This is a genomic window from Nitratiruptor sp. YY09-18 (assembly GCF_016593235.1).
Classification (GTDB): Bacteria; Campylobacterota; Campylobacteria; order Campylobacterales; family Nitratiruptoraceae; genus Nitratiruptor.
Genome location: NZ_AP023065.1, coordinates 218,678 through 244,544 on the forward strand (window position 1 = coordinate 218,678; position 25,867 = coordinate 244,544).

Consider the following 25,867-nt stretch of genomic DNA (forward strand, 5'->3'; position numbering starts at 1 on the left):
TTTTGTATGATTTAAAAGGAGAGCAATATGGGTATTCCACAACCAACATTCTATATTTTCAAGTGTGAGCAGTCAGCTCCTCCAGGATTTCCAAAGCCAAGCTGTGTAAGCCAAAACAATCCAGAAAGTCAGCAGCTCTTTCAATATCTTGCGCAAAAACTTATGGAAAAAGGGATTATTGCTGCAGTACAGCCAGTGCGTACAGGGTGTCTCAATAGATGTCAGCTAGGTCCTGTTATGCTCGTAGAGCCAGGACACCACATGTATGTTGGACTAGATAAGCAAAAAATTGATAGAATTATAGAGGAGCATATAATTGGTGGCACACCAGTTGAAGAGTATCTGATTCCACAAGAGTACTGGGATGAGCCTATGAGTATCGCAGATGTTATTAAAATGGCAGGCGGAGCGTAAAGATGATGATCGAGATGCTCTATAGCAAGATTCATAGAGCTACTGTGACGGATGCCAACCTTAACTACGTTGGCTCCATCACTATTGATGAAGAGCTAATGGAAGCCGCAAAGCTTAGAGTTGGCCAAAAGGTAGATGTGCTCAATATTAACAATGGCGAGCGCTTCCAGACATACGTGATCAAAGGTGAGCGAGGAAAAAAAGAGATTTGCCTCAATGGTGCAGCAGCACGCAAAGCGCATCCAGGAGATAAGGTTATCATAGTAGCATATGCGCAATATAACCACGAAGAGCTTCAAAACTATGAGCCCACTATCGTTTTGGTTGATGATGAAAATAATATCGAAGAGATTCTCAATGATATGTAGGATATGCTATGTTTGATAAGTTTGATTTAGGTGAGCTTGGAAAAGTCTTTGAAGAGATTCAAGAAAAAGCAAAAAAACTCCAAGAAGAGAGCGAAAAGAAGACTTTTACTGCCAAAAGTGGCGGCGGCTTGGTGCAAGTAAGCGCAAATGGAAAAGGGGAAATTATCGATATAGAGATTGATGATTCGCTGCTTGAAGATAAAGAGTCTCTTCAAATACTTTTGATAAGTGCGATAAACGATGTTTTGAAAATGGTAGAAGAGGATAAGCAAAAGAGCGCAATGAATCTTATGAATCCCTCAATATTCGGAAGCAATTGATGGATCTTCTTGAGAGTTTTGAAGAGTATCTTCACCAAAACCCGATCCAGATAAAAACTTTTCATCCCTTTTACCAAGAGGCTCTCAACTACATGCTTCAAGGTGGTGGGAAGCGGTTTCGTCCTTTGCTGCTCTTGCACGTAGTACAAGCGTATGAGCCACTTCTTGTTCCTTCTGCTATGCCTGTAGCTTTAGCGTTAGAGATTTTCCATACCTATTCACTTATTCATGATGATCTCCCTGTGATGGATGATGCTGCGCTTCGTAGAGGCAAAGAGACGCTCCATAAAAAATATGATGAGCTCACAGCTGTACTTGTCGGCGATGCTCTCAATACACATGCTTTTTATCTCATTTCCTCTGCACCTTTGCATCCTCAAACAAAGAGCGAGCTTACAAAAATTCTTGCAATCAATGGCGGTGCGGATGGTATGGTGCATGGACAGATTCTAGATTGCTACTTTGAGGATAAAAGGCTAACTATCGAAGAGCTCAAGACGCTTCACTGCAACAAAACAGCAAAACTTATCGCTGCAAGTTTGCAAATGGGAGGAGTTATTGCAGATCTTGATCCAAAGAAAGCTAATGAGCTTTACGATTTTGGAATCGAGCTTGGAATACTCTTCCAGATTCAAGACGATATCATCGATGCAATCTGTTCTAGCGAAGAGGCTGGCAAGACCACGCAAAATGATACGCACAAAAACTCATTTATCAATCTCTTAGGTTTGGAAAAATCTCTCCAGGAGGCAGATAGATATGCAGTTGCGTTAGAGAAAAAACTTGCTTCATTTGATGAAAAATTGCAACAAAATCTTGCTACACTTCTCCAAAAATATCTCTATAGACACAAAAAGGAATGTTGATGGATACAAAAATGCTCAAAAAAATGGCTGATACAGTACGCTTTTTGGGACTTGATATGATTCAAAAGGCCAATAGCGGCCACCCAGGTGTAGTACTAGGGCTTGCAGATGTTGCAGTTGTGCTCTCACGGCACCTTCGCCACAATCCCAAAAATCCCAAATGGCTCAATCGCGATCGCCTAGTTTTTAGTGGAGGGCACGCTACAGGACTCATCTATTCACTGCTTTATCTTTGGGGATACGATCTAACGCTAGAGGATCTCAAAGAGTTTCGCCAGTTTGGAAGCAAAACGCCAGGTCACCCAGAGTATGGACACACCCCTGGAGTCGAAATTACCACTGGACCGCTGGGACAAGGTGTTGCCAATGCTGTTGGTATGGCAATGGCAAGCAAATATCTCGCAAGACTTCTCAACACTGAAACTACCAAAATAATAGATCATTATGTCTACTGCTTGTGTGGTGATGGAGATTTAGAAGAGGGGATCAGCTATGAAGCATGTGCACTAGCTGGAAGATTTGAGCTTGATAACTTAATAATGATCTATGATAGCAACCATATCACGATTGAAGGTGATACATCTTTGGCTTGGAATGAGGATGTCAAGAGAAGATTTGAAGCCCAAAACTGGGAAGTGACAGAAGTAGATGGTCACGACTATGAAGATATCGATGCGGCTATTCGCTGGGCTAAAAAGCGTAAAAAACCAGTGCTCATCATCGCACATACTACAATTGCCAAGGGAAGCTGCAAATATGAGGGTGATCCGCACTCACACGGTGCACCACTTGGTGAAGATGATATACGTTGCGCTAAAGAAAAAGCAGGATTTCCTCCAGATGAGAAGTTCTATGTACCAGAAGATGTACTTGCGCGATTTCGCTGTGCAGTAGAGAAGGGTGAACTTGCCGAGAGAGAGTGGAAAAAACTCCTCATCGAGTCTCCATATAAAGAGCAAAATGAGATTTTGGAAAAACTCCAAAATCCAGATTTCAATGCAATCGAGTGGCCAGAGTTTGAATCTGGAAGCATGATAGCTACTCGTGATAGTAATGGAAAGATTCTCAACGCAATTGCCAAAGCACTCCCTGGCTTTGTAGGGGGAAGTGCAGACCTTGCCCCATCAAACAAGACATATTTACAGGATATGGGGGATTTTCCGAACGGCAAAAACTTCCATTTTGGTGTGCGTGAGCACGCAATGGGAGCGATCACCAATGGTATGGCTGCTTATGGGCTGCTCATACCCTTTAATGCAACATTTTTCGTCTTTAGCGATTACCAAAAAGCGGCTGTACGTATAGCAGCTCTCTCAAAACTCAAAAACTACTTCATTTGGACACATGATAGTATCGGTGTTGGAGAAGATGGTCCAACACATCAGCCAATCGAGCAGCTTACAACCTTTAGAGCGTTACCACACTTTTATACTTTCAGACCAGCAGATGCTACTGAAAATATTGAGTGTTGGAAAGTGGCATTAAAACTTGATAAACCATGCGGATTTGTGCTCAGTCGCCAAAAGCTCAAAACTCTCAAGCCGAAGAGAGATTATGGTGACCCAAGTCGCGGGGGATACATTATCAAAAAAAGAGACAATGCGGTTATTACTCTTGCAGCATCTGGTAGTGAAGTGATGCTTGCACTCCAAGCTGGCTGTCATCTTGAAGAGCAAGGCATCAATGCAAATATAGTGAGTATGCCATGTATGGAGCTCTTTTTGGAACAAGACAAAGAGTATCAAAAAACTGTTTTTGATCCATCTACAAAAGTGCTAGCAATCGAAGCAGCGAGCGCAATTGAGTGGTATCGCTTTGCAGATGCAACTATAAGCATGGAAAATCGCTTCGGAGCAAGTGGACCTGGAGATGTTCTTTTCAAAGAGTTTGGCTTTACAATAAGCAATGTAGTGGAAAAAGCTAAAGAGATTTTGGGATAGACTCCTCTATCCCTTGACATTTAAAAAAAATATTTGTAAAATTTCACCCACATTCATTGATGCCGGTGTAGCTCAGTTGGCTAGAGCAGCTGATTTGTAATCAGCAGGTCGGGGGTTCGAGTCCCTTCACCGGCTCCATGTTTTTTCAGCGTTTGACCAGTAACAAGGTGGGATACCCAAGTGGCCAACGGGGGCAGACTGTAAATCTGCTGGCTTTCGCCTTCGGAGGTTCGAATCCTCCTCCCACCACCATGACGCGGGAGTAGCTCAGTTGGCTAGAGCATCAGCCTTCCAAGCTGAGGGTCGCGGGTTCGAGTCCCGTCTCCCGCTCCAAACTGGGAGCTGAACTAATGTAGCTTCTTGTTTCCTACATAGTTTATGCTTCCGAAAAATATTGTGCTAGTCAAAGACGTGAATATGCCCAGATAGCTCAGTGGTAGAGCACTTCCTTGGTAAGGAAGAGGTCGGCGGTTCAATCCCGCTTCTGGGCTCCATTCACTGATGCTATTTGTAACTATTTGGGTGTTTATTATTTTTTGATATAATACGCCCGTTATTTTAATACCATATGGAGGAAGATTATGGCAAAAGAAAAGTTCGTCAAAACTAAGCCGCACGTCAACATCGGTACTATCGGACACGTTGACCACGGTAAAACTACACTTACTGCTGCGATTACTGCAGTTCTAGCAGAAAAAGGTTACGCAGAAAAAAGAGATTATGATCAAATCGACAATGCACCAGAAGAGAGAGAAAGAGGTATCACTATCGCTACTTCTCACGTTGAGTATGAAACAGACAAGAGACACTATGCACACGTAGACTGTCCAGGTCACGCTGACTACGTTAAAAACATGATTACTGGTGCAGCGCAAATGGATGGTGCTATTCTTGTTGTTTCTGCAGCAGATGGTCCTATGCCACAAACTCGTGAGCACATCCTTCTTGCACGCCAAGTTGGTGTTCCTTACATCGTAGTATTCTTGAACAAAGAAGATATGGTTGATGATCCAGAGCTTCTTGAACTTGTTGAAATGGAAGTTCGTGAACTTCTTAACGAATATGATTTTCCAGGAGATGATGTTCCTGTAATTGCAGGTTCTGCTCTTAAAGCTTTGGAAGAAGCAAAAGCTGGACAACTCGGTGAATGGAGCGAAAAAATCCTCAAGCTTATGGATGCTGTTGATGAGTACATCCCAACTCCTGAGCGCGATATCGATAAGCCATTCTTGATGCCAATCGAAGACGTTTTCTCAATCTCTGGACGTGGTACGGTTGTTACTGGTAGAATTGAAAGAGGTGTCGTAAAAGTTGGTGATGAAATCGAGATCGTAGGCCTTCGCCCAACACAAAAAACAACAGTAACTGGCGTTGAGATGTTTAGAAAAGAGCTTGACCAAGGTGAAGCTGGTGACAATGTTGGTGTACTTCTAAGAGGTACTAAAAAAGAAGAGGTAGAAAGAGGTCAAGTTCTTGCGCAACCAGGAACAATTACACCACATACTAAATTTGAAGCTGAAATTTACGTACTTACAAAAGAGGAAGGTGGACGCCATACTCCATTCTTCAGCGGTTATAGACCACAATTCTACGTACGTACAACTGACGTAACTGGTACAATTACATTGCCAGAGGGCGTTGAAATGGTTATGCCTGGTGACAACGTAAAAATCAACGCTGAGCTTATCGCACCAATCGCACTTGAAGAGGGTACGAGATTTGCTATCCGTGAGGGTGGTAGAACTGTTGGTGCAGGTGTTGTAAGTAAAATCATCGAATAATTCATGGGGCTTTGCCCCATCACTATGTAAGGGTAAAAGATGAGAGATATCATTCACTTGGCATGCGAAAAGTGTGGAAGGAGAAACTACCACACGACAAAAAACAAAAAAACGCATCCTGAAAAGTTTGAAATAAAAAAATATTGCAAGTTTTGTAAACAACACACAGTGCATAAAGAGGCAAAACTTTAAGGTAAAAGCATCTGGCTTTTACCTTCATATAGGGCAGTAGCTCAGTTGGTAGAGCAACGGTCTCCAAAACCGTTGGCCGGGGGTTCGAGTCCCTCCTGCCCTGCCATATAAGGATAAACATGGAAAAACTTATTCAATATATTCATGATGCAAGAGTAGAGTTACAAAAAGTTATTTTTCCAACAAAAGAGCAAGTCAAAAATGCATATATTGCAGTTTTTGTTGTGGTAACAATAGTTGCCCTCTTTTTAGCACTTGTTGATGGAACTATGTCGTTTATTCTCTCACATATAATGTAATTAAGGAATTTTATGGCACATAAATGGTATGCAATTCAAGTCTATGCTGGAAGTGAAAAAGCTGTAAAAACTGCAATCGAAAACTTGGTAAAAGAGCAGCATCTCGAAGACAAAATCAAAGAAGTCGTTGTGCCAACTGAAGATGTGATTGAAGTGAAAAACGGCAAAAAAAAGATTACTGAAAGAAGTGTCTATCCTGGATATGTCTTTGCAAATATAGATCTCGATACTGATCTATGGCAAAAGATCCAAAGTCTTCCAAAGGTATCGCGATTTATAGGTGAATCAAAAAAACCGACACCAATTAGTGAAGATGATGTAAAGAAGATTTTGGAAAAAGCACAGAAAAAAGGTGCTCCAAAACCAAAAATATCTTATGAGCCTGGAGAGATGGTGCGCATCACTGAAGGCCCATTTGCAAACTTTACGGGTGTTGTAGAAGAGTATGACATGGAGCATGGAAAACTCAAACTCAATGTCTCTATCTTTGGTCGAAGCACACCAGTAGAGATTCTCTATACACAAGTAGAGAAAATAATCTAAGTTAATGAAAGGAAAGAAATGGCTAAAAAGATCGTAGACCAGTTCAAATTACAAATACCTGCAGGAAAAGCTAACCCATCGCCTCCTGTTGGTCCAGCTCTTGGTCAGCGTGGTGTAAATATTATGGAATTTTGTAAAGCTTTCAATGAAAAAACAAAAGATATGATGGGATTTAACATCCCTGTTGTTATCACTGTCTATAGTGACAGAAGCTTTACATTTATTACAAAGCAGCCACCAGCAACTGACCTTATCAAAAAAGCTGCTGGTATCCAAAAAGGTAGTGACAACCCACTTAAAAACAAAGTAGGGAAGATCACACAAGCACAGCTTGAAGAAATAGCTAAAACAAAAATGCCAGACCTCAACACTGAAGATATAGAAGCAGCAAAACGAATTATTGCTGGAAGCTGTAGAAGTATGGGTGTAGAGATTGTAGATTGATCCAACCACAGGATCTAAAAACGTGGTAGCAAAAAACTATATGCGGAGTGAATAATGGCAAAAAAACATTCAAAAAGATATCAAGAACTTTTAAACAAAATTGAAAAAGGTAAACTCTACTCAGTTCAAGAGGCAGTAGAGAAAGTAAAAGATTTAAAATCAGCAAAATTTGATGAAACAGTTGAACTTGCTTTGAGACTTGGAGTAGATCCAAGACATGCTGATCAGATGGTAAGAGGATCAGTTGTGTTGCCACACGGGACAGGTAAAACTGTGCGCGTTGCAGTTTTTGCAAAAGGTGCAAAAGCAGATGAAGCAAAAGAGTGTGGCGCAGATATCGTTGGAGCAGAAGATTTAGTAGAAGAGATTCAAAACGGAAACATCAACTTCGATATTGCTATTGCAACACCAGATATGATGGGTCTTGTTGGTAAAATTGGTAGAATTTTGGGACCAAAAGGCCTTATGCCAAACCCTAAAACTGGCACAGTAACTATGGATGTTTGTAAAGCTGTAAAAAATGCGAAAGCAGGACAGGTAAACTTCAGAGTTGATAAAAAAGGGAATATCCACGCAGGAATTGGCAAAGCAAGCTTCTCACCAGAAGCATTGAAAGAGAACCTTGAAGCATTTGTCGCACAGATTAATAAACTCAAACCTGCTGCTGCAAAAGGAAGATATATCCGCCATGCAGCATTGTCACTCACTATGAGTCCAGCAGTTGAGCTCAATACACAAGAGCTTATGGATATCAAAGCGTAAGCTTTATCTTAGACTGAAGATAGCGGGCACACAAGTAAGACCTGCTTGAAGTCTTCTGTCGGAAAGGAGGTAAAAAGATTTGACACGCAGCCAAAAGGAAGAGGTCGTTGCCTACCTCACAGAAGAGTTTAAAAATGCAGCTGCGATTGTAGACTGTGACTACAAAGGTATGACTGTCCCTCAGCTCGAAGCGTTGCGTAAGCAAGCTAGACATAAGGGACTCAAAGTACGTGTAGTCAAGAATACACTCGCAATGATCGCACTAAAAAATAACGGTATCGAAGATTTCGAACTCCGCGATACCAATGTACTAGTGTGGGGGAGTGACCTTGTTGATCTTGCAAAGACAGTTACTGACTTTGCAAAAGAGAACAAAGATACTTTCAAGATCAAACAGGGTTACTTTGAAGGTGAAGTTGCTGATGCTGCCAAAATTGAAGCATACAGTAAGCTCCCAAGCAAAGAAGAGCTTCTTGGAATGCTTCTATCTGTTTGGACAGCTCCGTTGCGCAATCTCCTCTATGTGTGGAATGCGCCTAAACAAAACTTTGTTACAGTTTTAGAAAATATCCGACAACAAAAAGAAAGCTAAAAAATAAAAGGAGAAACAATGGCTTGTACAAGAGAAGATGTAATCGAATATATCTCAAATCTTAGCGTATTGGAACTTAGTGAACTTGTAAAAGAATTCGAAGAGAAATTTGGTGTAAGTGCTCAACCAACTGTAGTTGCTGGTGCAGTTGCTGGTGGTGGCGCTGAAGGTGGTGCTGCAGCAGAAGAAAAAAGTGAATTTGATGTAGTACTTACTGATGCTGGTCCTAAGAAAATCAACACAATTAAAGTAATTAGACAAGTAACTGGTCTTGGACTCAAAGAGGCTAAAGAAGCTGCAGAAAACACACCAACTACAATCAAAGAAGGTGTGAGCAAAGAAGAAGCTGAAGAGCTCAAAAAACAATTCGAAGAAGCTGGCGCTAAAGTAGAAATAAAATAAACCTTTCCAAACCAATTAGAAGAGGATTTTATCCTCTTCTTAATCTAACATATATTACAATACACCCCCTCCTACAATACCATATGGTAAAAACTACAGAAAATGAGGTTAGCCTATGCTAAATAGTTTAAAATCCGGTAGCAGACTCAGGGTAGATTTTTCCAAAATTCCCCAAGATTTAGAAGTTCCAAACCTTCTACAACTCCAAAAAAGCAGTTATGAAAACTTCTTGATGGCAAATCAGGAAAACCGCGAAAATAGCGGAATAGAGAGAGTTTTTAGATCAATTTTTCCAATTCACGATCCTCAAAACCGCATCACGTTAGAGTATGCGGGTAGCGAAATTGTAAAACCAAAATATACAGTGCGTGAATGTATGGAGCGTGGCATTACATATAGCGTCGCTCTTAAAATGAAGATTCGTCTCGTTCTATGGGAAAGAGATGAGAAGAGTGGAGAGAAGATCGGCGTCAAGGATGTCAAAGAGCAGTTTATCTACGTGCGTGACATTCCATATATGACAGATCGTACTTCATTTATTATAAATGGTGTTGAAAGAGTCGTTGTCAATCAGCTTCATAGAAGTCCTGGTGTAATCTTCAAAGAGGAAGAGGCAACCACTTCAAGCGGTACGATGGTTGATACCGCACAGATCATTCCAGATCGCGGAGCATGGCTCTATTTTGAGTATGATCCCAAAGATATATTATATGTAAGAATTAATAAAAGAAGAAAAATACCGTCTACAATACTTTTTAGAGCTCTTGGATATAGCAAACAAGATATTTTGAAACTCTTTTATCCAATCACTACAATCATTGCAAAAGATGGAAAATTTTTAATCGAATTTGATCCGCAAGACTTCGTAGGGCGGGTAGAGTTTGATGTAAGAGATGAAAATGGCAATCTCATCATTGAAGCTGGTAAGCGTCTTACAAAGAAAAAAGCACAAAAACTTATCGAAGATGGCCTCAAATATATAGAGTTTCCTCTTGAAGTGTTGATTGATCGCTATCTTGCAGCTCCTATTGTTGATCAATCAAGTGGCGAGGTGCTTTTTGATACACTCACAAGTCTTGATGAGAACAAGCTCAAAAAGATTATCGAAGCTGGGATTGAAGAGTTCCAGATAGTTAATGACCTTGCAGCTGGTAGAGATAAGTCAATCATTAACTCATTTATTGCTGACCAAGAGAGTCTCAAGCTTTTACGCCAAACTGAAGGTATAGAGGATGAGAATGACCTCGCAGCAATTCGTATCTACAAAGTGATGCGCCCTGGAGAGCCTGTAACAAAAGAGAATGCAAAGGCTTTCGTACAAGATCTTTTCTTCAACCCTGAAAAATATGATATTACCCGCGTGGGTAGAATGAAGATGAACCACAAGCTTGGCCTTGATGTGCCAGAGTATGTGACAGTTTTGACCAATGAGGACATTATAAAGACTGTGCAGTATCTCATCAAAGTCAAAAATGGCCAGGGACGTATCGATGATAGAGATCACCTAGGAAATAGACGTATCCGTGCAATCGGTGAGCTTCTTGCAAATGAGCTCCATACTGGTCTTGTGAAGATGCAAAAGGCTATCCGCGATAAGATGGCAACAATCAGTGGGAATATCGATGAGTTAATGCCGCATGATCTGATCAACTCCAAAATGATCACAAATACGATTTTAGAGTTTTTTGCAACTGGGCAGCTTTCACAGTTTATGGATCAGACCAACCCACTTAGTGAAATTACTCACAAAAGACGCCTCTCAGCACTTGGCGAAGGGGGACTTGTCAAAGAGCGAGCCGGATTTGAGGTGCGTGATGTTCACCCAACCCACTATGGAAGAATCTGTCCTATTGAGACTCCAGAGGGACAAAACATCGGTCTTATCAACACCCTCTCAACATATGCAAAAGTAAATGAGCTAGGCTTTATAGAAGCAGCATACAAAGTGGTCAAAGACGGCGTGATTACCGATGAAGTAGTCTACCTTACTGCTGCGCAAGAAGAAGGCAAAATTATTGCTCCTGCAAATACTGAGATCATTGAGGGTAACAAGATCAAAGGCGATATTGTTGAAGCACGCAAAGATGGGGAGATAATTTTAGTTGAAAAGAATAAGATCGAACTTATCGACCTCACACCACGTATGGTTGTGGGTGTGGCTGCAAGTCTCATTCCATTTTTGGAGCATGATGACGCGAACCGTGCACTCATGGGTTCAAACATGCAGCGTCAAGCAGTTCCACTCCTTCGTACAGAAGCTCCAATGGTTGGAACAGGGATGGAAAAGGTTGTGGCGCGCGATGCGTGGGAATCAATTAGAGCAAAGCGCAGTGGTGTTGTAGAGAAGATCGATAGTGAAAATATCTACATTCTTGGTGAAGATGAGAATGGAGCATATATCGATCACTACAAGCTTCAAAAGAATCTGCGTACCAATCAAAACACCTGTTTTACGCAAAAGCCGATTGTGAAAAAAGGTGACTATGTAGAAGCTGGTCAGGTCATTACTGACGGACCAAATATGGATAATGCCGAACTTGCACTTGGTAAAAATATGCTCGTAGCTTTCATGCCATGGAATGGGTATAACTTCGAGGATGCGATTGTTGTGAGTGAGCGTATCATTCGCGATGATGAGTTTACATCAGTCCATATCTATGAAAAAGAAGTAGAGGCTCGTGAGCTTAAGCATGGTGTAGAAGAGATCACGCGCGATATTCCAAACGTTAAAGAAGAAGAGATCGCGCACCTCGATGAGAGTGGAATCGTAAAGATCGGTACATATGTCAAGCCTGGTATGATCTTGGTAGGAAAAGTGTCTCCAAAAGGTGAGGTACGACCAAGCCCAGAAGAACGACTTCTTCGCGCAATTTTTGGTGAAAAAGCTGGCCATGTGGTTAATAAATCTCTCTACTGTCCACAATCTATGGAGGGTGTGGTAGTAGATGTGAAAATCTTTACCAAAAAAGGGTATGAAAAAGATCCTCGCAGCATCCAGGCGTATGAAGAGGAGAAAGAGCGCCTTTCAAAAGAGCATCATGATAAGCTCTTGATGATCGATAGAGAAGAGATGCTCAAAATTGTCTCGCTCCTTGCGAATGAACCTTTGGAAAAAGATGCAAAAATTAAAGATAAAGAGTACAAAGCAGGTGAAAAGATTAGCAAAGAAGAGCTGAGCTCAATCAACAGATTTGCTCTCAATGCACTTGTTAAATCATACTCTGCAGAGGTGCAGAAAAAATATAATGCTATCAAAACACATTTTCAAAATGAAAAGCGTAAACTTACCGAGGAGCACGAAGAAAAACTTGCAATCTTGGAAAAAGAGGATATCCTCCCAAGCGGGACAGTTAAACTTGTCAAAGTCTATATTGCTACAAAACGTAAGCTCAAAGTGGGTGACAAGATGGCTGGACGTCACGGTAACAAGGGTATCGTCTCAGTCATTGTACCAGAGATCGATATGCCATACACAAAAGATGGCCGTATTGTAGATATTGTGCTCAACCCACTTGGAGTTCCTTCACGTATGAATATTGGACAGATTCTCGAAGTCCATCTGGGCCTCATTGGCAAAAAGCTTGGTGAGCAGATCCAAGAGATTTTTGAGCAAAAAAGAGCAGATTTTATCGATCAGCTTCGCAAAAAGATGATCGAGATCGCAGATGTTGCAAAACTCATGAATGCAAAAGAGGCGATCGAGAAGATGAGCGATGAAGAGCTCATCAAGTATGCAAGAGACTGGAGTAAGGGAGTCAAATTTGCTACACCAGTCTTTGAAGGTGTCAATGAAGAGGAGTTTAAAAAGCTCTATGAGATGGCAAAAATGGATATGGATGGAAAGATGGAGCTCTATGACGGCCGCACTGGCGAGAAGTTCAAAGAACGCGTCAATGTTGGGTACATGTATATGCTCAAACTCCATCACCTTGTGGATGAAAAAGTCCATGCCCGCTCAACAGGACCATACTCACTTGTTACACAGCAACCTGTGGGTGGTAAAGCACTCTTTGGTGGTCAAAGATTTGGTGAGATGGAAGTGTGGGCACTTGAAGCACACGGTGCAGCGCATACACTCAAAGAGATGCTCACAATCAAATCTGACGATGTTGAAGGCCGTGTAGCGGCATACAAAGCTATCACAAAATCTGAGCCGATTCCAGAACCTGGAATCCCTGAAACACTTTTCGTTCTTACAAAAGAGTTACAAGCACTAGGAATTGACGTAGAAATTTTAGATGAGGAAAAAGACGATGAAGAAACTGGTACCAATTGAAATCGGTGAAGAGAAAAGACCAAAAGATATCAAGGCTATCCAGTTCAAACTGGCGAGCCCTGAGAAAATTCTTAGCTGGTCTCATGGCGAAGTAAAAAAGCCTGAGACTATCAACTACCGCACGCTCAAACCTGAGCGCGATGGACTCTTTTGTGCAAAGATTTTTGGTCCTATTAAAGATTATGAGTGTCTTTGTGGTAAATACAAAAAGATGCGCTACAAAGGTGTAGTGTGTGAAAAATGTGGTGTTGAGGTAACTGTAAGTAAAGTACGCCGCAGCCGCATGGGGCATATTGAGCTTGTTACACCTGTAGCGCATATTTGGTATGTAAACTCTTTGCCAAGTCGTATCGGTACGCTTCTTGGTGTCAAAATGAAAGATTTGGAGCGTGTGCTCTACTATGAAGCATATATAGTCAAAGAACCAGGTGAGGCGTATTACGATTTTGAAAAGAAAAATCCAGTTAAAAAGTATGATGTTTTAAATGAGGAGCAATACCAGCAACTCATGCAGTATTTCGGTGATACGGGTTTTGATGCTCGTATGGGTGGCGAAGTAGTCAAAGAGCTTCTTGAAGAGTTTGATTTAGTTGGAACCTTTGAGCAGCTCAAGGAGGAGATGCGCCAGACCAATTCTGAAGCTAAACGCAAAACGATCGTCAAGCGTCTCAAAGTTATTGAGAGTTTTCTCAATAGCGGCAATAGACCTGAGTGGATGATGCTTACAGTCATTCCCGTTCTTCCACCAGATCTTCGCCCGCTTGTAGCACTTGATGGCGGAAAGTTTGCTGTGAGTGATGTCAATGATCTCTATCGCCGCGTAATTAACCGTAACCAGCGTCTCAAAAGACTGCTAGATCTGGATGCACCTGAGATTATTGTGCGCAACGAAAAGAGAATGCTCCAAGAAGCAGTGGACGCTCTTATAGATAATGGTCGCCGTGGCAATGCAGTTAAGGGAGCAAATAAGCGTCCTCTCAAATCCCTCAGTGAAATTATAAAAGGAAAGCAGGGACGCTTCCGCCAAAACCTCCTTGGTAAGCGTGTCGATTTCTCTGGACGTTCTGTAATCGTAGTAGGCCCTAATCTTCGTATGGATCAGTGCGGATTGCCAAAACTTATGGCTTTAGAATTATTTAAACCGCATCTCTTGGCAAAACTTGAGGAAAAGGGCTATGCTACTACACTCAAGCAAGCTAAGAAGATGATCGAAGATAGAGAAAATGTTGTATGGGAGTGTTTGCAAGAGATAGTTGATGAGTATCCAGTGCTTCTCAACCGTGCACCGACACTCCACAAACTCTCTATCCAGGCTTTCCACCCAGTACTCATCGATGGAAAAGCGATTCAGCTCCATCCACTTGTCTGTTCGGCATTCAACGCTGACTTTGACGGTGACCAGATGGCTGTGCATGTACCGCTTACTGAAGAGGCGATTGCAGAGTGTAAGGTATTGATGCTTAGCTCCATGAACATTTTGCTCCCTGCATCTGGCCGCGCTATTGCAGTGCCGACACAGGATATGGTCCTAGGTATCTACTATCTTTCAAAAGAGCGTGAGGGTGCAAAGGGTACAAATAAGCTCTTTGCAGATGTTGATGAGGTGATGATTGCATTAGAGTCTGGCTATCTTGATATCAATGCAAAAATACGTACAAAAATCGATGGACAGGTTGTCTATACAACTGCTGGCCGCATGATCATCAAATCGATCTTGCCAGATTTTGTGCCACTCAATATCTGGAACAGAGTGCTCAAGAAAAAAGATATAGCAAATCTTGTTGACTATGTCTTCAAAGAGGGTGGACCAAAAATTACAGCAGAGTTTTTGGATAATCTCAAAGAGCTTGGTTTCAAATACTCAACAATGGCGGGTATTAGTATCAGTGCATATGATATCAAAGTACCTGAGTCGAAACAAAAACTCATCGAAGAGGCAAAAAACAAAGTCAAAGAGATTCAAAAGCAGTTCCAAGCAGGTCTCTTGACCGAGCAAGAGCGCTACAACAAAATCATCGATATCTGGACTGATACTACAAATGCAGTTGCAAAAGAGATGATGGAGCTCATGAAAAATGACAAAGAGGGCTTCAACTCAGTATACATGATGGCTGACTCTGGAGCTCGCGGTAGCTCAGCACAGATTCGCCAGCTCGCTGGTATGCGTGGTCTTATGGCAAAACCAGATGGAACAATTATTGAGACGCCAATTATCTCTAACTTCAAAGAGGGTCTCAATGTTCTTGAGTACTTCATCTCTACCCACGGTGCAAGAAAGGGTCTTGCAGATACTGCACTCAAAACTGCAAACGCAGGGTATTTGACAAGAAAACTCGTTGATGTGGCGCAAAATGTCAAGGTCACAATTGAAGATTGTGGAACGCACGAAGGTGTAGAGATTACTGAAATTAGTGTAGGGAATGAACTCATTGAATCACTTGAAGATAGAATCTTGGGACGTGTCCTTGCACAAGATGTGATAGATCCAATTACAAAAGAGATTCTCTTTACCGAAGGTACACTTCTTGATGAAGAAAAAACGAAAAAAATCGTCGAAGTTGGTATCAAGTCTGTAGTTATACGTACACCAATAACATGTAAAGCAGAAAAAGGTGTCTGTGCAAAATGCTATGGTCTGAATATGGCGGAAGGTAAACTTGTCAAACCTGGTGAGGCAGTAGGAATCATCGCAGCCCAATCTATCGGTGAGCCAGGAACGCAGTTGACACTAAGAACTTTCCACGTTGGTGGTACAGCAAGTAGGGCAGCGGAAGAGCGACAAGTTGTTGCAACAAAAGAGGGCTTCATTCGCTACTACAACCTGAAAACATATGAGACAGAAAATGGCAAGATTATAGTTGCAAACAGACGTAATGCTGGAGTATTGTTGGTTGAGCCTAAAATCAAAGCTCTCTTTGATGGTGAGCTCGATATTAAAACAATCCACGATGAGGTTCTTATCACGTTGAGTGATGGCAAAGAGAAAGTACGCTACTCACTCAAGAAAAACGACTTTGCAAAACCAAACGAGCTTGCAGGTGTAAGTGGTAAGATTGAAGGTAAACTCTTCTTGCCGTATGAAAGCGGCACAAAAGTCAAAGCTGGTGAGAGTATTGTAGAGATTATCAAAGAGGGATGGAATATTCCAAACCGTATACCTTACGCAGCAGAGCTCAAGGTAAAAGATGGAGCTCCTGTTACACAAAAAATCATCAGTGGTGCTGAGGGTGAAGTGAAGTTTTACAAGCTCAAAGGTGATTATCTTGAGCGCTTTGAAAATGTCAAAAAAGATGAAAAAATCGACGAGAAAGGTCTCTTTGCTGTCATTGCAGATGACCAAGGAAGAGAGGCAGCACGCCACTATATTGCAAGAGGTTCAATCGTGCAGGTAGATGATAATCAAAAAGTATCAAAAGATACGATCATTGCGGTTCCTGCAAAATCTGATAAGACTATTATTGCTGAGTGGGATCCATATTCTATCCCAATCATTGCAGAAAAAGAGGGTGTTGTCACATTTGAAGATGTAATCCCTGGCATCACCGCAGTTGAGCAGGTTGATGAGTTTACAGGTGAGACAAGACTCACAATCAATGAGTATATTCCACCTGAATATAAACCTGCTATTGTGCTAGCACCAAAAGATGGGAGTGATGTGATCCGCTATGTGCTTGAGCCAAAAACTGCACTCTATGTACAAAACGGCCAAGAGGTGAAACTAGCCCAAATTTTGGCAAAAACACCAAAAGCTGCAGCAAAATCGAGAGACATCACCGGGGGTCTTCCGAGGGTAAGTGAACTCTTTGAAGCAAGACGACCAAAAGATCCAGCGGTTGTAGCTGAGATCGACGGAGTTGTAAGCTTTGGTAAACCAAGCCGTGGCAAACAGCGTATCATCATCACAGCTGATACTGGTCAGACTGTAGAGTATTTAATCGATAAAAATCGCCAGATCCTGGTTCATAATGGCGAGTTTGTCCATGCTGGTGAGCGACTCACAGATGGTACTATCAGTGGTCACGATATTCTCCGCACCCTTGGTGAAAAAGCGCTTATGTACTATATGGTAAGCGAGATTCAGCAAGTGTATCGCCGCCAGGGTGTTAATATTGCTGATAAGCATATCGAAATCATCGTTTCACAAATGCTTCGCCAGGTTAAAATCATTGAGAGTGGTGATACCAAGTTTATCCCAGGTGATTTGGTGAGCAAAAAAGAGTTTAGAAAAGAGAACGAGAGAATTCTCAAACTAGGCGGTCAACCTGCAATTGCCGAGCCAGTACTCGTAGGTATTACTCGTGCGGCAGTGAGCTCAGACTCTGTTATTAGTGCTGCTTCATTCCAAGACACTACTAAAGTCTTGACTGAAGCGAGCATCAGTGCAAAAATAGACTATCTCGAAGATCTCAAAGAGAACGTCATCATCGGTAGACTCATTCCAGTTGGAACAGGACTCTATAACAAAAAAGATATAGCGTTGCAAGTTGCAAGCGAGGAGTAATCCTCGCTTAGAAAAAGTTTAAATTAAGCAATATATAATGTTTGTTTGCATATAATTAGCCACTAATTTTGCGAGAAAGGAAGAGAAAGTGCCTACAATCAACCAGTTGGTAAGAAAAGAGAGAAAAAAGGTGATCAAAAAATCAAAATCACCTGCTCTTGTAAAGTGTCCACAAAGACGAGGCGTGTGCACGAGAGTCTATACGACTACGCCTAAAAAACCAAACTCTGCACTGAGAAAAGTTGCAAAAGTGCGACTTACTTCAGGATTCGAAGTGATCAGTTATATCCCTGGAGAGGGTCACAACCTCCAAGAGCACTCTATTGTATTGGTGCGCGGTGGTAGGGTAAAAGATTTACCAGGTGTGAAGTATCACATTGTTCGTGGTGCACTCGATACTGCGGGTGTAGCGAATAGAAAGAAATCTCGTTCTAAATACGGAACAAAAAAACCTAAATCTTAATAGATTACTTGTGAGAGATTAAATAGTTTTATTTAGTGTCTCACCCATAGCCACAGGCAAGGCTTATTTGTCTGAGTAAAATTTTTTGAAGGAGCTAGACGTGAGAAGAAGAAGAGCCCCAGTAAGGGAAGTGTTACCAGATCCGATTTATGGAAGCAAAGTTGTTACAAAGTTTATTAATAAATTGATGTGGGATGGCAAAAAGAGTACAGCGCAAAAGATTTTCTATAATGCGCTTAAGCTCATTGAAGAGAAAGACAAAGAAGCAAAAGGTATCGATGTATTCAATGAAGCGATCGAAAATGTGAAACCTTTGCTTGAAGTAAAAAGTAGACGTGTAGGTGGAGCTACTTACCAAGTTCCGGTTGAAGTTAGGCCTGTGAGACAACAATCACTTGCAATTCGCTGGATCGTAGATGCAGCACGTAATAGAAACGAGCGCACTATGGCTGAGCGTTTGGCAAATGAACTTCTTGATGCTGCAAACAAAAGAGGTGCAGCATATAAGAAAAAAGAAGATACTTATAAAATGGCAGAAGCTAACAAAGCATTTGCTCACTATAGATGGTAAAATCAAACAAATTTTTGGACTCCTCATATTGGCAAGAGCGTGGCTCTTGTCTTCTTCATTTTTCAAATTTCAGATGCAAAAGGATAGATAATGGCCAGAAAGACACCTATAGAAAAGGTTCGTAATATTGGTATTGCAGCGCACATCGATGCTGGTAAAACAACTACTACAGAGAGAATTTTGTACTACACAGGTATATCTCATAAAATTGGTGAGGTGCACGAGGGTGCTGCGACAATGGACTGGATGGAGCAAGAGAAAGAGAGAGGTATTACAATTACTTCTGCAGCAACCACATGCTTTTGGAAAGACCACCAAATCAACATCATCGACACTCCAGGGCACGTTGACTTTACAATCGAAGTTGAGCGTAGTATGCGTGTTCTTGATGGTGCTGTAGCAGTATTTTGTGCAGTTGGTGGTGTGCAGCCACAATCTGAGACTGTTTGGCGCCAGGCAAACAAATACCATGTTCCAAGAATTGTTTTTGTAAACAAAATGGACAGAATTGGTGCAGATTTTTTCAATGTTGAAAATCAGATTCGTGAAAGACTCAAAGCAAACCCAGTTCCTATTCAGATTCCAATCGGTGCAGAAGATAACTTCAGGGGTGTCGTAGATCTTGTCGAAATGAAAGGAATTGTCTGGGATGATGAGACAATGGGTGCAAAATATGAAGTGATTGATATCCCTGAAGAACTTCGCGAAAAAGCTGAGGAGTATAGAGAAAAACTTATCGAAGCTGTAGCAGAGACTGATGAAGAACTTTTAGAAAAGTATCTTGGCGGTGAAGAACTTACTACTGAAGAGATCAAAAAGGGTATCAAAAAAGGTACACTTGATATGTCAATCACTCCAATGCTTTGTGGTAGTGCATTCAAAAACAAAGGGGTGCAAACACTTCTTGATGCAGTCGTTGATTATCTTCCTGCTCCAACAGAAGTGAGCTGGATCAAAGGAATCGATCCTAAAACTGGTGAAGAGGTAAGTGTTGAGTCAACTGATGATGGTCCATTTGCAGCACTTGCATTCAAAATCATGACAGACCCATTTGTTGGACAGCTCTCATTTATCCGTGTATATAGAGGACAGATTACGAGTGGAAGCTATGTGCTCAACTCAACAAAAGAGAAGAAAGAGCGTGTAGGTCGACTTCTTAAGATGCATGCGAATAAGCGTGAGGAGATCAAAGAGCTGCCTGCTGGTGAGATTGGCGCAGTTGTTGGTCTCAAATACACACTTACTGGAGATACACTCTGCGATGAGAACCATCCAGTAATTCTAGAAAAAATGGAATTCCCAGAGCCAGTTATCTCTGTTGCAGTTGAGCCTAAAACAAAAGCTGACCAAGAGAAGATGGCTACTGCTTTGGCAAAACTTGCTGAAGAGGATCCAAGCTTTAGAGTCCATACTGATGAAGAGACAGGTCAGACAATTATCTCTGGTATGGGTGAGTTGCACCTTGAAATCATTGTTGATCGTATGAAACGCGAATTTAAAGTGGATGCAGAAGTTGGTCAGCCACAAGTTGCATATAGAGAAACTATCAAAACTCCTGTTGAGCAAGAGTACAAATATGCAAAACAGTCTGGTGGTCGTGGTCAGTACGGACATGTATTCATTAAACTTGAGCCACAAGAGCCTGGTAAAGGGTATGAGTTTGTTAACAATATCACTGGTGGTGTCATTCCAAAAGAGTATATCCCAGCAGTTGACAAAGGTATCCAAGAGGCTATGCAAAATGGTGTAGTTGCTGGATATCCTGTGGTAGATGTCAAAGCGACACTCTATGATGGTAGCTACCACGAAGTTGACTCTAGCGAAATGGCATTCAAAATAGCTGGTTCTATGGCATTCAAAGAGGCAGCGAAGAAGGCAAACCCTGTGCTTCTTGAGCCAATTATGAAAGTAGAAGTTGAAGTTCCTGAAGAGTATATGGGTGATGTTATCGGTGATATCAATCGTCGTCGTGGACAAGTAGCAAGTATGGAGGATCGTGCAGGAAACAAAATTGTCACTGCAATGGTACCACTTGCAGAGATGTTTGGATACTCAACAGATCTAAGATCTTTCACACAAGGTCGTGGTACTTACTCTATGGAATTTGATCACTACGAAGAGGTGCCGAAAAACGTTGCAGACGAAATCGTCAAAAAACGCAATGGCTAAGGTCATTAAGACCCACATTACTGACGAAAAAACTATCAAAGAGACTCTCCATAAGGAGGGTTTCTTTAACATCTTCACTTGGCATGATGAGCCAAATACGCATTATCCAGTCCATACCCATCCCAACTATGAAGTACGTTGGGTGATTGATGGTATATTAGAAATTACCCAAGATGGAAAAACTATAAAACTTGAGCCAGGTGATCGTTTAGAGAGTGAGCCTCATACTCCACATAGCGCTTACACACCCACAGGGGTTACTTACGTATGTGGGTCCCGGTAGCTCAGCAGGATAGAGCACAGGATTCCTAATCCTGAGGCCGTGGGTTCGAATCCCGCCCGGGACACCATCAAAAAGCCCATGAAATCGGGATTTTTGAGAAACTTGCAAAATTTAAGGAAGCGGTGGTGTCATCTTGGGTGTCGTCCTTTTAATAGTGGAGTAAGTGTACGAAATGCAAAAGATAATAAGCAAAACGATAATTTTAATTGTGTTGTCTTTGGTTATAGTGGATTTATATTTTATAAATTCATATAAGATCCGATGCCATGGTGTTTTAGGTTGTTGATACCAAAAGTTGACTATGTTTAACCCCTTCTATAACCATATAGCTAAAAAATATCGGAGCTCGCACTACCCGCACTCCTAATCCTCCAGAGAGAACCTAAGTGCTTTAGACTACCATTAGGAGTGATTCCACATGTACCCTGAATTTATTTCCTTTGGCTTTGATATGTTGTAAGAATCTCTTGCATATCATCAAGTGAGATATGTTGATCTTACGGCGCAGTATCAAAGAATAAAAAGAGCCAAGCCTATGATTGCGGCTACAATGGCAGGCAATGCGAGGATCACTCCCACTACTACTCCCTCAATAATTCCCTCTATTACTGCTCTTAATGTATTTATGACGCTCATACTTTCATTATAGCATGGTATTTTGGACATTCATTTATCACTATATTAATTCTTGAGTATTGTTACATTATAATATAATGATTTTATGAGAGATTTTTTTGATGGCTTCAAAATCGGATTATTTGCCCAAATAGCGGGAGTAATAGTTTATGGTATCGGTTTTGTCATTGGTGTTGTCATATCTTTAATTCTTCTTGCACTATAATGCCTTAGTTTGAAAATGTTAAAAGATCTGTCTAATCTTGTAAAAAGTGGCATTGCTAGATGTTTTTGCTCACCTGTATGGCTAAAGTTTTGGCGTGGTTCATGCTACTTTCAAGTATCCTATGACATAATTTTAGTATGTGGCAAGTAATTATCTTTCTCATGGTTATTGGCTTCATTATTTTTTTTGTTTGGAATAAGAAAGTAAGGATATATTCGCTTATTGCGTTTCTCTTCACTCTTTTTGGATTTGTAAGTGATGATTAATCCTTTGTCATTTTATGAAGATTTGTGCTGCAGCTTGTGCAAACCCTGTTTTTTCTCTAGTCATAGGAAAAATATAGTCTTTGACTTTTTCATACTCCTCTAAAGTCAAAACAGCAAACTTTGATTTTCCTCTGAAGTAACGATAGATTCTTGCCCTTTTTGAGCCCAGCCTCTATTACTTTAATGCCTTTTACCTTGAAATCATTTGTGCTTATCATCCTATATCCTTCACAATCGGACTATTTATACGGTTAATTTGTGTCGATATTAATTGATATCTTTTAAGCTTCAATGCTTGATGAAGCATGGCTTGCAGCAGAAGAGAAAATGTGCTTATAGGATTAAGAAAGGTAGATATTATCTCATTTTATAGGGAGTAAATTTAGTGATTTAGTGTTTAAGTTTTGCAACGGGTGTCCTCTTTTGGTCTAAAAAAGAGGAATCTCCATAAATACGCTGCTATCAACCAAAATCAATCTTAATTATATCTTAATTTTCCTCATCCGGAGGCCGTGGGTTCGAATCCCGCCCGGGACATATTCTCTATCCCTCTAGCGCAATGGTATCGAGATAGTTTGCATTTGCGAATATATTTGAAGCGCTTTCCCAATTGATGTAAGTATAAAAGTTTTCTAGATACTTTCCGCGTTCATTTTTATAATCAAGATAATATGCATGCTCCCAAACATCAATTGTTAGCAGAGGAGTTTTGTTATAGCGCAAGGGTGTATCTGCACCGGTCGTGTTTTCTATGTGCAAATTGCCCTTTTCATCCATAGTAAGCCATGTCCAACCGCAGCCAAAATTGTTCAAAGCTGCCTGGATAAACTGCTCTTTAAATAATTCCATCCCGCCAAAGGTATATATAATCTTTTCTTCAAACTCTTTGGAAGGAGAGCATGTTTGTGGTGAGAGGCAGTGCCAATAGAGGTTGTGATTGAATGTTTGTGCTGCATTATTGAAAATTGCACCATCAGCTTTTTGAATTATCTCTTTGAGCGGTAAATCTTCAAATTGTGTGCCTTGAATGAGAGCATTGAGCTTCTTAACATATCCAGCATGATGTTTATCATGATGGTAGTGGAGTGTCTCTTGTGAGAGAAAGGGCTCAAGTGCTGTGTAGGCAAAAGGAAGATCTGGTAATAGGTGTTGCATAGCATCTCCTTTTGGGCGAATATATTTCATTATAGCTAAAAAAGACTATCTTTTTTTTATAAAAACAGCTATAATGATTTTACCCAAAGAGATTTGGGCGCATTATTTTCAAAGGAACAATCGATGAAGCAAATCTATGTTGGGAATCTCCCATACAGATCAGGCGAAGAAGAAGTGCGTAACCTATTCGCACAATATGGTGAGGTAAACTCTGTAAAACTTATAACTGACAGAGAGACAGGACGTCCAAGAGGTTTTGGATTTGTTGAGATGGATGATAGTGAAGCCCTTGCTGCTATCGAAGCTCTTGATGGACAAGAGTTTGAAGGCAGAGTACTAAAAGTCAATGAAGCGAGACCTAGACAGCCTCGTCAACCAAGAGAATTTAACTAATATTCTCCCACGGCGGCTTGGCCGCCATCTTCAATAACATCCCCACAAAATTGCATCTGTCCCAAATCGCAGGCGAATGGCCTTCGTAGCTTCTAAGAGCGCGTGGAGTTTCATATCTTTTGCATATGTAAAGATATTATATATTTTTTTCTCTTCAAATCTTGCGCAGCTAATACCTATGCGTATTATTGATGCTGTAGGGTAGTGATCGCACTTGCGAAAGAGGGCTATAGCGATTTTTTTGAGCAGTGCCTCACTAAAAGGACGGTTTGTGGTGTAGTGGGCTTTGCTCTTGTGGCCAGTATCATACTTGATGCTAATAGCGTAGTAGGAGGGATTGAGGCGAAGTTTTGCAATGCTAAAGGCTAGATGGCGCGCTAAAATTGCGATGCGACGCTCTATCTCAGCACGGCTGCTTACCGGATCGATAGTGCGTGAAATGCCTATGGATTTGCGAGGACTCGTAGGAATAATTGGCTCATTATCGACGCCCCATATGCGATTATAGAGCATGATACCAGGCTTTTTCCACGAGTAAAAAATATCTTTGATATCTTTTGTCTCACCTAGTGTTTTGATACCGTAGTTGCGAAGTCTTCGCAAGTACCTTCTGCCAATTCCTGGAAACTCCTCTATGGGGATATTGTGGATGAACTCCTCTACATTTTCAACGATCTTGATCCCTTGCGGTTTTGCATAGGATGTGGCAAGTTTAGCTGTCCATTTGCTTCTTGCAGCACCGATAGAGATAGGAAGAGAAAATTTTTCTAATATTTTTGCTTGGAGATCTTGCAAGAAGTTTGGAAGCTCTTCGTATGACACCCACCCGTGCACATCAGCAAAAAATTCATCGATGCTATACTGCTCCACAAGAGGAATCTGCTCTTGCAAAAAGTGTTTGAGCTCATGGGAGAGCTGATGATAGTAAAGATGATTGGGAGGAACAACTTTGAGGTTTGGATAGAGCAAGAGAGCTTCTTTGATAGTCATACCTGTTTTGATGCCGTGTTTTCTTGCTTCATAGCTTGCTGTGATGATAATACCTCGAATTTTGCCATTTTCTACAAAATAGTCAAGAAAATTGCTCTGTGCATTATAAAAAATTGAAGGGACAAATGCTCCGCTACTCTCATCAAGGGTATCGAGTTTGTACTGGCTATGGGTATCAAAGATAAAAGGATCTCCCCTTCCACCAACTGCAGCTGGGATACCTCGTAGCTCTGGATGTTTGATGCGTTCAGCCGAGATAAAGAATGCATCAAGATCGAGATGAATTTTCATTTCATCCTCCTTTTGTGCTAAAATAATAACAATATGTTTTGTAAAATTATAAAAAATTAACAAATAGTTAAGGAATAGCATGCTGAGTTTTCACGAAGTGGTAGAGCGGATCAAAGATATCCTCTCCCAAGAGATTGGAGAGCGCAAAGTCTATGATAAGGATGTGGCAAAGGCGTTGGGACTTACACCAGAGAACTTCTCCATGCTCAAGCGCAGAAATAGACTTCCCCTTGAAGAGCTTCTTGATTTTTGTGCTAAGCGAGGTATTAGTATCAACTGGCTTTTGTATGATCAAGATCCCGCTTCTTTGTGTGATCAGACAGAAAAGTTTGCTTATGTGAAGTATTTCAAAGAGGTTAATGCAAGTGCTGGAGGGGGAGCAATAAACTATGCACTTGTAAGCCAGAAGCTCTTTTTGGATCCGCATATTGTAGAGCTTTTGGGAGGAAGAGGCAGTATCAAAGATATTGAGGCAATTAATGTACTTGGTGACTCTATGGAGCCACTCTTGCAAGATGGAAGCATCGCCTTTATCGATACTTCACAAAAAGAGCTTAAAAAAAGTGGAATATTTTTGGTTAGGACAAACGCGGGACTGTTCATTAAAAGATTGCGTCTTCGTGCCGATAAAAGAGTCGAGCTCATTTCGCAAAATCCAAGTTATCCTGTAGAGATATTAGAACCACAGGAAGTTGAAGTGGTTGGGCGTGTTGTAGGTACTATAGAAAAGATTTAGAGAGGATTG

General features: G+C 41.2%; 24 protein-coding genes and 6 tRNA genes. 27 read left to right on the plus strand and 3 right to left on the minus strand.

Features of this window, described 5'->3' with window-relative positions; all coding sequences use genetic code 11:
- The first annotated feature begins 27 nt into the window (after window positions 1-27).
- From JG734_RS01385 to JG734_RS01505, 25 genes are all read left to right on the plus strand, one after another.
- Window positions 28-414, plus strand: coding sequence for a ferredoxin (locus tag JG734_RS01385; protein WP_201333262.1), 387 nt, complete (start codon window positions 28-30; stop codon window positions 412-414).
- Between the two features lie 2 nt (window positions 415-416).
- Entirely contained in the window at window positions 417-782 is a 366-nt protein-coding gene (panD, locus tag JG734_RS01390; protein ID WP_201333263.1) for an aspartate 1-decarboxylase, read from the plus strand.
- Between the two features lie 8 nt (window positions 783-790).
- Complete coding sequence (locus JG734_RS01395) at window positions 791-1,102, plus strand: YbaB/EbfC family nucleoid-associated protein (RefSeq protein ID WP_201333264.1); 312 nt, start codon at window positions 791-793, stop codon at window positions 1,100-1,102.
- Window positions 1,102-1,968 (plus strand): polyprenyl synthetase family protein, encoded by an 867-nt coding sequence (locus tag JG734_RS01400; protein WP_201333265.1) that lies wholly within the window; start codon window positions 1,102-1,104, stop codon window positions 1,966-1,968. Before JG734_RS01395 ends, JG734_RS01400 begins: the two co-directional genes overlap by 1 nt.
- Window positions 1,968-3,908 (plus strand): transketolase, encoded by a 1,941-nt coding sequence (gene tkt / locus JG734_RS01405; protein ID WP_201333266.1) that lies wholly within the window; start codon window positions 1,968-1,970, stop codon window positions 3,906-3,908. The genes JG734_RS01400 and tkt overlap by 1 nt, the downstream gene beginning before the upstream one ends.
- A gap of 61 nt (window positions 3,909-3,969) precedes the next feature.
- Window positions 3,970-4,046: transfer RNA gene (locus tag JG734_RS01410), tRNA-Thr, on the plus strand.
- 28 nt (window positions 4,047-4,074) lie between these two features.
- Window positions 4,075-4,160, plus strand: a tRNA-Tyr gene (locus JG734_RS01415).
- A gap of 4 nt (window positions 4,161-4,164) precedes the next feature.
- Window positions 4,165-4,241, plus strand: a tRNA-Gly gene (locus tag JG734_RS01420).
- Between the two features lie 86 nt (window positions 4,242-4,327).
- A tRNA-Thr gene (locus JG734_RS01425) sits at window positions 4,328-4,402 on the plus strand.
- An 87-nt stretch (window positions 4,403-4,489) separates the two neighbouring features.
- A complete protein-coding gene (tuf, locus tag JG734_RS01430; protein ID WP_201333267.1) occupies window positions 4,490-5,689 on the plus strand; it encodes an elongation factor Tu in 1,200 nt (399 codons plus the stop codon).
- A 39-nt stretch (window positions 5,690-5,728) separates the two neighbouring features.
- Window positions 5,729-5,881 (plus strand): 50S ribosomal protein L33, encoded by a 153-nt coding sequence (gene rpmG / locus JG734_RS01435; RefSeq protein ID WP_201333268.1) that lies wholly within the window; start codon window positions 5,729-5,731, stop codon window positions 5,879-5,881.
- A gap of 30 nt (window positions 5,882-5,911) precedes the next feature.
- Window positions 5,912-5,987: transfer RNA gene (locus tag JG734_RS01440), tRNA-Trp, on the plus strand.
- A 13-nt stretch (window positions 5,988-6,000) separates the two neighbouring features.
- Complete coding sequence (secE, locus tag JG734_RS01445; protein ID WP_201333269.1) at window positions 6,001-6,180, plus strand: preprotein translocase subunit SecE; 180 nt, start codon at window positions 6,001-6,003, stop codon at window positions 6,178-6,180.
- Between the two features lie 12 nt (window positions 6,181-6,192).
- Window positions 6,193-6,723, plus strand: a complete 531-nt coding sequence (gene nusG / locus JG734_RS01450) for a transcription termination/antitermination protein NusG (protein WP_201333270.1) — start codon at window positions 6,193-6,195, stop codon at window positions 6,721-6,723.
- Window positions 6,724-6,741: 18 nt separating this feature from the next.
- On the plus strand, window positions 6,742-7,167 hold the full coding sequence (gene rplK / locus JG734_RS01455; protein ID WP_201333271.1) for a 50S ribosomal protein L11: 426 nt from the start codon (window positions 6,742-6,744) through the stop codon (window positions 7,165-7,167).
- 54 nt (window positions 7,168-7,221) lie between these two features.
- Window positions 7,222-7,929 (plus strand): 50S ribosomal protein L1, encoded by a 708-nt coding sequence (gene rplA / locus JG734_RS01460; protein ID WP_201333272.1) that lies wholly within the window; start codon window positions 7,222-7,224, stop codon window positions 7,927-7,929.
- Between the two features lie 79 nt (window positions 7,930-8,008).
- Complete coding sequence (gene rplJ, locus JG734_RS01465) at window positions 8,009-8,521, plus strand: 50S ribosomal protein L10 (RefSeq protein ID WP_201333273.1); 513 nt, start codon at window positions 8,009-8,011, stop codon at window positions 8,519-8,521.
- 18 nt (window positions 8,522-8,539) lie between these two features.
- The gene (rplL, locus tag JG734_RS01470) at window positions 8,540-8,923 is read left to right on the plus strand and encodes a 50S ribosomal protein L7/L12 (RefSeq protein ID WP_201333274.1); all 384 of its coding nucleotides are present in this window, start codon (window positions 8,540-8,542) and stop codon (window positions 8,921-8,923) included.
- Between the two features lie 115 nt (window positions 8,924-9,038).
- Entirely contained in the window at window positions 9,039-13,199 is a 4,161-nt protein-coding gene (gene rpoB, locus JG734_RS01475) for a DNA-directed RNA polymerase subunit beta (RefSeq protein ID WP_201333275.1), read from the plus strand.
- Window positions 13,177-17,700: a DNA-directed RNA polymerase subunit beta' gene (gene rpoC / locus JG734_RS01480; RefSeq protein ID WP_201333276.1), complete on the plus strand. Its 4,524-nt coding sequence runs from the start codon at window positions 13,177-13,179 to the stop codon at window positions 17,698-17,700. Before rpoB ends, rpoC begins: the two co-directional genes overlap by 23 nt.
- A gap of 88 nt (window positions 17,701-17,788) precedes the next feature.
- Window positions 17,789-18,163, plus strand: a complete 375-nt coding sequence (gene rpsL, locus JG734_RS01485) for a 30S ribosomal protein S12 (protein ID WP_201333277.1) — start codon at window positions 17,789-17,791, stop codon at window positions 18,161-18,163.
- A gap of 100 nt (window positions 18,164-18,263) precedes the next feature.
- Window positions 18,264-18,734 (plus strand): 30S ribosomal protein S7, encoded by a 471-nt coding sequence (gene rpsG, locus JG734_RS01490; RefSeq protein ID WP_201333278.1) that lies wholly within the window; start codon window positions 18,264-18,266, stop codon window positions 18,732-18,734.
- A gap of 90 nt (window positions 18,735-18,824) precedes the next feature.
- Window positions 18,825-20,903, plus strand: a complete 2,079-nt coding sequence (gene fusA, locus JG734_RS01495; RefSeq protein ID WP_201333279.1) for an elongation factor G — start codon at window positions 18,825-18,827, stop codon at window positions 20,901-20,903.
- Window positions 20,896-21,186, plus strand: coding sequence for a cupin domain-containing protein (locus JG734_RS01500; protein ID WP_201333280.1), 291 nt, complete (start codon window positions 20,896-20,898; stop codon window positions 21,184-21,186). Before fusA ends, JG734_RS01500 begins: the two co-directional genes overlap by 8 nt.
- A tRNA-Arg gene (locus JG734_RS01505) sits at window positions 21,177-21,253 on the plus strand. The genes JG734_RS01500 and JG734_RS01505 overlap by 10 nt, the downstream gene beginning before the upstream one ends.
- A 443-nt stretch (window positions 21,254-21,696) precedes the next feature.
- Here the strand turns inward: JG734_RS01505 and JG734_RS09470 are convergent.
- A complete protein-coding gene (locus JG734_RS09470; protein WP_255531392.1) occupies window positions 21,697-21,822 on the minus strand; it encodes a hypothetical protein in 126 nt (41 codons plus the stop codon).
- A gap of 1,014 nt (window positions 21,823-22,836) precedes the next feature.
- Entirely contained in the window at window positions 22,837-23,448 is a 612-nt protein-coding gene (locus tag JG734_RS01510) for a superoxide dismutase (RefSeq protein WP_201333281.1), read from the minus strand.
- Window positions 23,449-23,571: 123 nt separating this feature from the next.
- Between JG734_RS01510 and JG734_RS01515 the strand changes: the two genes are divergently transcribed.
- A complete protein-coding gene (locus JG734_RS01515; RefSeq protein WP_201333282.1) occupies window positions 23,572-23,841 on the plus strand; it encodes an RNA-binding protein in 270 nt (89 codons plus the stop codon).
- 30 nt (window positions 23,842-23,871) lie between these two features.
- Here the strand turns inward: JG734_RS01515 and JG734_RS01520 are convergent, their stop codons facing one another.
- Entirely contained in the window at window positions 23,872-25,122 is a 1,251-nt protein-coding gene (locus tag JG734_RS01520) for a DNA polymerase IV (protein ID WP_201333283.1), read from the minus strand.
- 79 nt (window positions 25,123-25,201) lie between these two features.
- Between JG734_RS01520 and JG734_RS01525 the strand changes: the two genes are divergently transcribed.
- Window positions 25,202-25,858 (plus strand): LexA family transcriptional regulator, encoded by a 657-nt coding sequence (locus tag JG734_RS01525; protein WP_201333284.1) that lies wholly within the window; start codon window positions 25,202-25,204, stop codon window positions 25,856-25,858.
- The last annotated feature ends 9 nt before the right edge of the window (window positions 25,859-25,867 follow it).